Annotated in this window: 8 protein-coding genes and 1 pseudogene; 2 read left to right on the top strand and 7 right to left on the bottom strand. The window is 71.3% G+C overall.

What is annotated here, in order from left to right; genetic code table 11:
• Window positions 1-86 precede the first annotated feature (86 nt).
• A complete protein-coding gene (locus B1205_RS14220) occupies window positions 87-443 on the top strand; it encodes a hypothetical protein (protein ID WP_089156055.1) in 357 nt (118 codons plus the stop codon).
• Window positions 444-462: 19 nt separating this feature from the next.
• Here the strand turns inward: B1205_RS14220 and B1205_RS14225 are convergent, their stop codons facing one another.
• The 7 genes and pseudogenes from B1205_RS14225 to B1205_RS14255 all read right to left on the bottom strand — a co-directional run bounded on the left by B1205_RS14225 (window position 463) and on the right by B1205_RS14255 (window position 8,015).
• Entirely contained in the window at window positions 463-1,056 is a 594-nt protein-coding gene (locus B1205_RS14225; RefSeq protein WP_089156056.1) for a nucleotidyltransferase family protein, read from the bottom strand.
• Window positions 1,057-1,198: 142 nt separating this feature from the next.
• On the bottom strand, window positions 1,199-2,860 hold the full coding sequence (locus B1205_RS14230) for a bifunctional 3'-5' exonuclease/DNA polymerase (RefSeq protein WP_089156153.1): 1,662 nt from the start codon (window positions 2,858-2,860) through the stop codon (window positions 1,199-1,201).
• Window positions 2,861-3,005: 145 nt separating this feature from the next.
• Window positions 3,006-3,959, bottom strand: a complete 954-nt coding sequence (locus B1205_RS14235) for a carbohydrate ABC transporter permease (RefSeq protein WP_441338492.1) — start codon at window positions 3,957-3,959, stop codon at window positions 3,006-3,008.
• Window positions 3,960-3,972: 13 nt separating this feature from the next.
• Complete coding sequence (locus tag B1205_RS14240; protein WP_089156057.1) at window positions 3,973-4,914, bottom strand: carbohydrate ABC transporter permease; 942 nt, start codon at window positions 4,912-4,914, stop codon at window positions 3,973-3,975.
• Window positions 4,915-4,936: 22 nt separating this feature from the next.
• Window positions 4,937-6,297, bottom strand: a pseudogene (locus tag B1205_RS14245) (extracellular solute-binding protein).
• A gap of 24 nt (window positions 6,298-6,321) precedes the next feature.
• Window positions 6,322-7,071: a sugar isomerase domain-containing protein gene (locus B1205_RS14250; RefSeq protein WP_089156058.1), complete on the bottom strand. Its 750-nt coding sequence runs from the start codon at window positions 7,069-7,071 to the stop codon at window positions 6,322-6,324.
• The gene (locus B1205_RS14255) at window positions 7,068-8,015 is read right to left on the bottom strand and encodes a MurR/RpiR family transcriptional regulator (RefSeq protein WP_089156059.1); all 948 of its coding nucleotides are present in this window, start codon (window positions 8,013-8,015) and stop codon (window positions 7,068-7,070) included. The genes B1205_RS14250 and B1205_RS14255 overlap by 4 nt, the downstream gene beginning before the upstream one ends.
• Before the next feature lie 157 nt (window positions 8,016-8,172).
• Here B1205_RS14255 and B1205_RS31545 point away from each other — a divergent pair.
• On the top strand, window positions 8,173-8,565 hold a 393-nt coding region (locus B1205_RS31545), incomplete at its 3' end, for a BadF/BadG/BcrA/BcrD ATPase family protein (RefSeq protein WP_303395021.1).

Consider the following 8,565-nt stretch of genomic DNA (forward strand, 5'->3'; position numbering starts at 1 on the left):
CTGTCGGTCTCCTACAACAGGCTGGGTGACCTGGCCCGCGACAGTGGGCAGAGCGAGACAGCCCGACAGCTCTACCANNNAAGGCATTGACCATCGCCGAACGGCTGACCGCCGCCGAGCCAGACAACACCAGCTACGCCCGCGACCTGTCGATCTCCTACGAACGGCTGGGTGAACTGGCGCGCCAAGCCGAAGACACCGAGGCCGCGAAGACCCTGATCACCATGGCGGCCAGCATCCGCCGGGCGCTTCACCGCCAAGAGCCGAGTCGCATCGACCTCGTCGAGGAACTGGGCGTCACGCTCACTCAGCTGAGCAGCGTCGTCAACAACGACGATCATGCTGCTTTGATGGCGGAGATCGTGGAACTACTCGAACCCTTCGAGCGGGCCGGCACCATGACGCCGAAGATCGCCGCAGTGCTCCGTCGGGCTCGGCGATAGCAACAACTACGGCTCGGCGTCACGCGCCGATGCGCTGCTCCGGGATCGACAGCCCGTAGAGCGCCATCAACTCCGGGCTGTCGATGCGGCTGCCGTCGGCCACCGAGTCGCAGGCGATGTCGACGATCTGGTCCTTGTGCGCCAGCAGGTACGGCCGGGCGCCCACGTCGGCGCTGGCCAGGGTGGCGATGCCGGGCCAGTGCCGGCGGCCGAAGAGCATCGGGTAGCCGCGCAGGCCGTCGTAGGTCGCGCAGACCAGCACGTCCGGGTACGGCAGGGCGGTCACCCGGCGGACCGCGGCCGTGGTGAGGCCGGGCATGTCGACCGGGACCACGACGACTGCCTCGATGTCGTCGTCGGTCAGCGCGGCGAGCCCGGCCCGGATCGAGGAGCCCACGCCGGTGCCCCAGGCGCGGTTGACCACGACGGTGGCGCCGGTGAGGTCGGTGCTCTGCCGTACCTGTTCGGCCGCCGCACCCAGCACGACCACGACCTGGCCGCAGCCCGCCGTGGCCATCGTGTCGATCATCCGGCTGACCAGTGACTTCTCGCCCTGGTGCAGCAGGGCCTCGGGTCCGCCGATGCGGCGGCCCCCGCCAGCGGCGATGATCATTGCAGCGATCCGGTTCAGCGGTGCCCCCTCGACCAGGGGGACGGACCGGGCATGACGCGCCCGGTCCGTCCCGTCGTACGCACACCGGGCCCAACGACGACGATCGGGAGCGGGTAGCGGGGCAAAACGGAAATTTGTGTGACTATGCCGCGTCGGCGTAGCAGTCCACGGTGGACGTGTCGAGCGGGAAGCGGACCGGAGTGTCGCCGAACAGCAGCCGGGTGGCCCGCTCACCGGCGGCGGTGACCGCGTCGGCGACCGCGCCGGCCTGGTCGGCCGGGCAGTGCACCATCACCTCGTCGTGCTGGAAGAAGACCAGTTCCGCCGCCGAACCGGCCAGCTCGGCGCGCAGCGTCGCCAGCAGCGTCGACGCCCACTCCGCGGCGGTCGCCTGCACCACGAAGTTGCGGGTGAACCGCCCGCGCGAGCGGGCCGCCCGCGCCGACGGGCTGCGTGGGTCCACCTCGCCGTCCGGCGGCCCCTCCTCGCCGTCGACGAACCCCACCGCACCCGGTGGGCAGGTGCGCCCCAGCCAGGACCGGACCAGCCCACCCGCCTCACCGGTGCGCGCCGCCGCCTCCACGTACCCGAACGCGGTCGGGTAGCTCCTGCGCAGCACCGCCAGCGCCGGCACCGCCGCCCCACCGGTCTGCCCGTACATCGCGCCGAGCAGAGCCACCTTGGCCCGCGCCCGGTCACCGCCGAAGGAGTCCCGGGCCAGCGCCGCGTAGAGGTCGCCCGCACCACCGGCCGCCGCCAGCCGCTCGTCACCGGAGATCGCGGCGAGCACCCGCGGTTCGAGCTGGCCGGCGTCGGCCACCACGAACGTCCAGCCCGGGTCCGCCACCACCGCCCGCCGGATCACCTTCGGAATCTGCAACGCGCCGCCGCCCCGGGTCGCCCACCGGCCGGAAACCACGCCGCCGGGCACGTACTCCGGGTGGAACCGGCCGCCGGCGACCCACGCGTCGCGCCAGGCCCAGCCGTGCGCCGTCCAGATCCGGTACAGCTCCTTGTATTCCAGAACCAGCGGCACCGCCGGATGCTCCACGCCGCGCAGCACCCAGGCCCGCGTGTTCGGCAGCTCCACCCCGGCCCGGGCGAACGCCCGCAACAGCTCCGCGGGCGAGTCGGCGTGCAGATGGCGTACGCCGAACGCGGCGGCGATGCGGGCCTGCAACTCGGCCAGCCGGCGGGGTGGCCCGCCCACCGGGGACGCCTCGCCGAGCAGCTCGGCCAGGATCGCGTCGTGCACGTCGGCCCGCCAGGGCAGGCCGGCCGCGCCCATCTCGACGCCGATCAGCGCGCCGGCCGACTCGGCGGCCACCAGCAGCCGGAACCGGCCGGGGTGGGTGGTCGTCGCGACCCGGGCGAGCTGGTCGGCGTACACCCGGGTCAACGCCGTGATGCCCGGACCGGGCGGGCCGGACGGCGCTGCGAAGAGCGCGGCCTGGCCGTGGCCGGGCGGTTCCGGCGGGCGGGGCGGCGGGTCCGGCGGGACCGGCGTGCCGGTCAGCCGGGCCCAGGCGGCCGGCAGCCCGCGCGGCTCGCCCCAGCGGCCGGCGTGCCCGAGCAGCAGCGCCTCGGTCAGCTCGACGTCGTGGCAGCGGTCGAGCCGGACGCCGGCGCGCAGCAGCGCCGGATAGACGCCGGCCCCGGCGGCCCACACCCAGCGGGGCCGGTCGGCGGCCTCGCGGGCGGCGACCCCGCCCGCCAGGTCGGCCGTCTCCTCGGGTTGCCCGGCAGGGCTGCCGTCGGCGTGCAGCGGTTGCAGGACGCCGCCGCCCCGCTCGTCTGCCACCATCGCCACCAGCACGAAGGTGATTCTGCCTCGCCCCACCGACACGCTGCGCGTGTAAGGAGGGGGCCCCGGTTAACGCCTGCGGTATAGGAAGGGCCCCTTCTTAACAACGCGCGTTAAGAAGGGGCCCTTCCTTACAGGCAAGGGGTTACTTGCCTACGCCGGCGGTGAGGCCGGACTGCACCTGGCGCTGGAAGACGATGTACACGATCAGCACCGGCAGCATCGCCATCGTGACACCGGCGAACAACCCGGACCAGTCGGACTTGTAGCCCTGGTTGACCGACAGCTCGATCAACCCCTGCGCGATGACCTGGCGCTTCGGCTCGCCGGAGACCGACTGCATGAGCAGGGTCGGCAGGTACCACTGGTTCCACTGCCCGAGCACGTTGAAGATGCCGATGCTGATCAGGCCCGGCTTGGCCATCGGCAGCATCACGCTGAAGAAGGTGCGGGTGTGCGAGGCCCCGTCGACCGAGGCGGCCTCGGCGATCGAGTCGGGCAGCGTCCGGAAGAACGAGTGCATGAAGAAGATCGTGAACGACAGCGACCAGGCCACGTAGACCAGGATCAGCATCGCGTGCTTGTTCGGGCCGAGCAGCGGGAAGCTGACCCCGGTGTTGTAGACGCCCTTGAACAGCGGCACCGCGGCCAGGTAGATCGGCAGCGTCAGCCCGGACAGGAACATGTAGTAGATCAGCCGGTTGCCGCGGAACTCGAACCGCGCCAGCGCGTACGCGGCCATCGAGCCGAGCAGCATGGTCAGCGTCACGCTGCCGGCCAGCACCAGGAGGGTGTTCAGGAAGAACGAGCCGAGGTGCCCCTCGGTCCAGGCCCGGCCGAAGTTCTCGAAGTGCAGCTTCTCCGGGATCAGGGACAGCGGCTTCCGGATGACCTCCGAGTCGGACTTGAGGGCGGACATCACCACCCACACCAGCGGGTAGACGACCATCAGGGCCCAGACCACGAGGAACACGTGGGAGAAGCCGTTGAAGATCCGGGAGCCGACCCCGCCGCGGTGCCGCTCCCCGGGGGGTACGGGGGCACCGCCTCCGGTGGCGGCCTGACCGGCCCGGTCGAGATCGTGCGTCGCCGTGCTCATCGCCGCGCCTCCTTCAGTACTCGATACGGTCACGACGGGTGATCCTCAGCTGCACCGCGGCGAGCAGGATCGTGAAGATGGCCAACGCGACACCCATCGCGCAGGCATAGCCGAACTGGCCCTTCTGAAACGCGGTGAAGTTCAGCACCGACGCGAAGATCTCGCTGGCGTGGTTCGGTCCACCCTGGCTCGGCGTCATGACGAAGACCAGCGCGTACATGTCCAGCGCGATGAAGCCGAGGTAGACCCAGGCGACCGAGATGCTGTCCCGCAGCAGCGGCAGGGTCACCTTGAAGAAGGTGTCGAACCGGCCCGCGCCGTCGAGGATGGCGGCCTCGTAGATGTCCTTCGGGATCGACTGCATGGCGGCGGAGAAGAGCACCATGTAGAAGCCGGCGCCGCTCCACACCGCGATGAGCAGCAGCCACCAGAGCACCGCCGGCACACCGAGGAACGGCTCCGGGTCGGCGGTGAAGGCGATCGGGTTGTCCGCGTCCACCAGCCCGATCTTGATCAGCAGGCCGTTGATCAGGCCCTGCCCGTCGGTCCGGTAGATCTGCTGCCACATCACGGCGATGACGACCAGCGACAGCACCTGCGGGAAGAAGAAGATGACCTTGTAGAGGCTGGAACCGAACACCCCGCGGATGCCGGCCCTGTCCTCGCGTCCGCCCACGTTGAGCAGGAACGCGAGGAACAGGGCCAGCGCGATCGTGAACAGCGGCACGGTGATCAGGAAGAACACGTTGTGCCAGAACGCCTTCCGGATCAGCTCGTCGGAGAACAGCCGGACGTAGTTGTCCAGCCCGACGAAGCGCTGGGAATCCGAGTACCCGCCCCAGTCGGTCAGCGAGTAGCCCGCCGCCTGGGCGAACGGCCAGACCACGTAGAACAGGTACAGCGCGACGGGCAGGGCCAGGAAGCCCGTGACGAAACGCGCGACTCCGTGCCGCATTGGACTCACTTCCTCGACAGGATCAGGCGGTGCGGGTCTGCTTCTTGATCGACGAGTCCTTGGCGACCTTGTCGGCGGCCGCCTGCATCTTGTCGACGAACTGCGCGGCGGTGAGCCGGCCGGCCATCAGCTCCTCGGAGAGGTTCTGGCTCTCCTTGTCCAGGTCGGCGTAGAAGTCCGGGAACTTCACCGAGATGAGGTCCCCGCTGCCGCCCTTGACCAGGGTGTTCGCGCTGGCCAGCGCGGTGTCCTGGACGTTGTCGCCGGAGCCCTTGGTGGAGGCCAGCGACTTGGTCAGCTCGGCGAACTTCGCCGACCCGGCCTTGGACAGGATGGCGCGCAGGAACTCCTTCGCGGCCTCCTTGTTCGGCGCCTTGCTCGGCACCACGAAGCCCTCGCCGGAGGCGGCGAAGACATCCTTGGCGGCCTTGTCGCCCGACTTGCTCCAGTAGTCCGACAGGGTCAGCTCGAAGCCCGGCGGGATGGTCGCCGCCATCTCGTTCTTCAGCCAGGTGCCGACCTGGATGAACGCCGCCTTGCCGTCGAGGAACGCCTGCTGCGACTGGGTGTGGTCGAGCTTGCCCGGCAGCAGCAGCTTGTCCTTGACCAGCTTCTCCCACGGCTCCAGCGCGGCGACGATGCCGTCGGCCTTCCAGGCGTTGTCCTTCAGGTTGTCGATGTCGATGACGGCCTGCTTGCCGACCGCCTTCCAGATGCTGGCGAACAGCCCCCACCGCGGGTAGTAGCCGTGCGCGGCGTCGTGCACGTACGGCNCGGCGCCGTCCAGCCTTCCTTCTTGAACAGGGCGCCGTTGTACCAGTTGCCCCAGACCGTGTAGGCGACGTTCACCACGTAGAACTTGCCGTTCTGGGTGCCGTCACCGACCGTGCCGGGCAGCAGCGAGTCACCGACCGTGCCCTCGCCGTCCCACGCCGGGGCGTCGAGCAGGTCGTCGAGCGGCTCGATGGCGCCCTCGTTGATCAGCGTGCTGCGGTCCATCATGTCGGCGCCCGAGTTCATCACCAGGTCGCTCGGCTGCGTCGCCATCTTGGGCTGCTCTTCGGTCTTGATCTTCTGGGTGGAAGACATGTTGACCGTGACGTTCGGGTGCTTGGCGTTGAAGACGACCTTGTCTTCCTTGGCCCACTGGTCGCCCAGGCCACCGTTGAAGACGACCACCTTGACGGCGCTGCCGTCCTTGACGCCGAACGGGTTGTCCTTGCTCTTGGCCGTGTCGCCGCCCTTGTCGGACTTGCTCGGCTCGCTGCCGGCGCAGGCGCTGAGCAGGCCGGCCGCCGGAACGGCGACGAGGCCGGCCGCGGCGGCGCGCTGCAGCAACGTCCGGCGGCTGAGGTCGCCGGACTTCTCGGGGGTAACCGACATCTTGTCTCTCCTTGTGGTGTCGGGTCAGGCGGTCCGCCGGAGACGCCCGGCGTACCGCGACTCGAGGGCGAGGTTGTGCTCGTCCCCGCCGGGGACGTTGGCGGAGAGGTAGATGGGGGGCACCTCTCCGGCCTGGTGGAACCGTCGTACGACCTCGGCGGTCAGCAGCTGCGCCAGCAGCGCCGCGGTGACCGACGAGACCGCACAGACCGCGCCGCCGCCCTCGAGCGGCAGCAGTGCGTCACCGTACGGCGCGCCGTTGTCCAGCACGACGTCGGCGAGGTCGGCGAGCCGGTGCCCGGAGGGGTGCCGAGGGGCGACCCGGGCGGTGTGCTCGACCGAGGTGACCGCGATCAACGGGTGACCGCCCCGCTTGACCAGCGCCGCCAGCTCGACCACCGAGCCGTTGATGCCGGACTGCGAGGCGACCACGAACACGTCCTCCGGCTGCGGCGCCGCCAGCTCGTAGAGCCGGTGGGCCACCGCCGGGTCGCGTTCCAGCTTGGGGTCGGCGAGCACGTCGCGGGGCGCGTCGCCGTGCAGCACGAGGTCGTGCAGGGAGAGCCGGTTGCTGGGGACCAACCCACCGGCGCGGGCCACCAGCTCGGCGGCGAACGCCTCCGAGTGGCCGGCGCCGAACGCCTGGAGGACGCCGCCGGCGCGCAGGCCGGCGGCGATCAGGTCGGCCGCCCGGTCCACGGCGTCCGCCTGGCTGTCCACCAGCCGGTCGAGTACGGGGCGGACGGCGTCCGCGTACCCCTGGGCACTGATCATGAGAGGGCCCCCTTCGCGGCCTTGTGCCCCTCGACGGCCTGGGCGGTACGCCGGAAGGCCGCGTGGGCGCGGTCGTGGGTGCGCTGCGCCACCGCGATGTAGAGCAGGTCGAGCACGACGAGCTGCGGGTGCCGGGCGGACAGCGCGTCCGGCCGGAAGGTGGTGGCCTGGCTGGCGGTGACCAGGACGATGTCGGCCAGTTCGGCCAGCGGCGAGCGGGGGAAGCCGGTCAGCGCGACCGTGGTGGCCCCGCGGCTGCCCGCCTCGGCGAGCAGCTCGATGGTCTCCCGGGTCTGCCCGGTGTGCGAGATGCCGAGCGCGACGTCACCGGCGCTCAGCAGCGCGGCGCTGGCCAACCCCTCGTGCACGTCGCTCCAGGCCCACGCGGCCACCCCGATGCGGTGCAGGCTGAACTGCATCTCCTCGCCGACCAGGGCGCTGCCGCTGGCGCCGAAGATGTTCACCCGGCTGGCTCCGGCGATGGCGACCGCCGCCCGCTCCACCTCGGCCAGGTCGAGCAGCGCGGCGGTGTCGTGCATGGCGCGCGTGTCGGCGGCCATGATCTGGTCGAGCACCCGGGACAGCGGGTCGCCGGGCTGGATCTCGCGGCCGATGTCGACCGTCCAGCCGGCGGAGCGCGCCCGCCCGGTCTCCGCGGCGATGCCGAGGCGCAGGTCGGCGTAGCCCTCGAAGCCCATCGCGCGGCAGAACCGGGTGATGGTGGCCGGCGACGTGCCGCTGCGCTCGGCCAGCTCCACGATCGTCGCCCGGGCCGCCGCCTCGGGGTCGCTGAGGACGTGCTCGGCGACCCGGCGCAGGGCCCCGGTGAGTTCGCCCGCGCCGGCCCGGACCCGGGCCAGCACCCCGTCGACGCCCCGCCGGTCGGCCGGACCGGCATCGACCACCGCGGTGCCCGCAGCGGTCTCCACCTCGTGCTCGGCCATCGGCGTACGCCTTTCGGAAAAGAGTGTTAACTGTTAGTGGTAAAAGTTCTTACTGAAGGCCCCTCCCTGTCAAGACCGTGGGCGAAGTTTTCAAACTGTTACCTGGCGCACGCCCCCGATCTTGCGTCGGCGCACGCCGCCGACCAGCATGGGTTCCATGTCGGACACCGTCGTGGTCGGCCTCGACGTCGGGGGCACGTCCACCCGCGCCACCGCCCTGAGCCTCGACGGCGCACGCCTCGGCACCGGTCGCGCCGGCGGCGGCAACCCGACCAGCTACGGCGCCGACCGGGCCGCCGTCGAACTGCTCGCCGCCCTGCGCGCGGCGCTCGCCGGGGTCGACCCGACCCGGGTACGCGCCGGCGCGATCGGCCTCGCCGGGGCCGGCCGCCTCCTGGCCGACCCGCAGGGCCGGGCCGCCTTCGACCGGGCCTGGGCCGAGGCGGGGCTGCGCTGCCCGTACACGGTGCACGGTGACGCCCTGGTCGCCTACGCCTCCGGGACCGCCGCCCCGGACGGCACCGTGCTGATCGCCGGCACCGGCGCGATC

It is taken from the genome of Micromonospora sp. NBS 11-29 (assembly GCF_002140155.1).
Taxonomy (GTDB): Bacteria; Actinomycetota; Actinomycetes; order Mycobacteriales; family Micromonosporaceae; genus Micromonospora.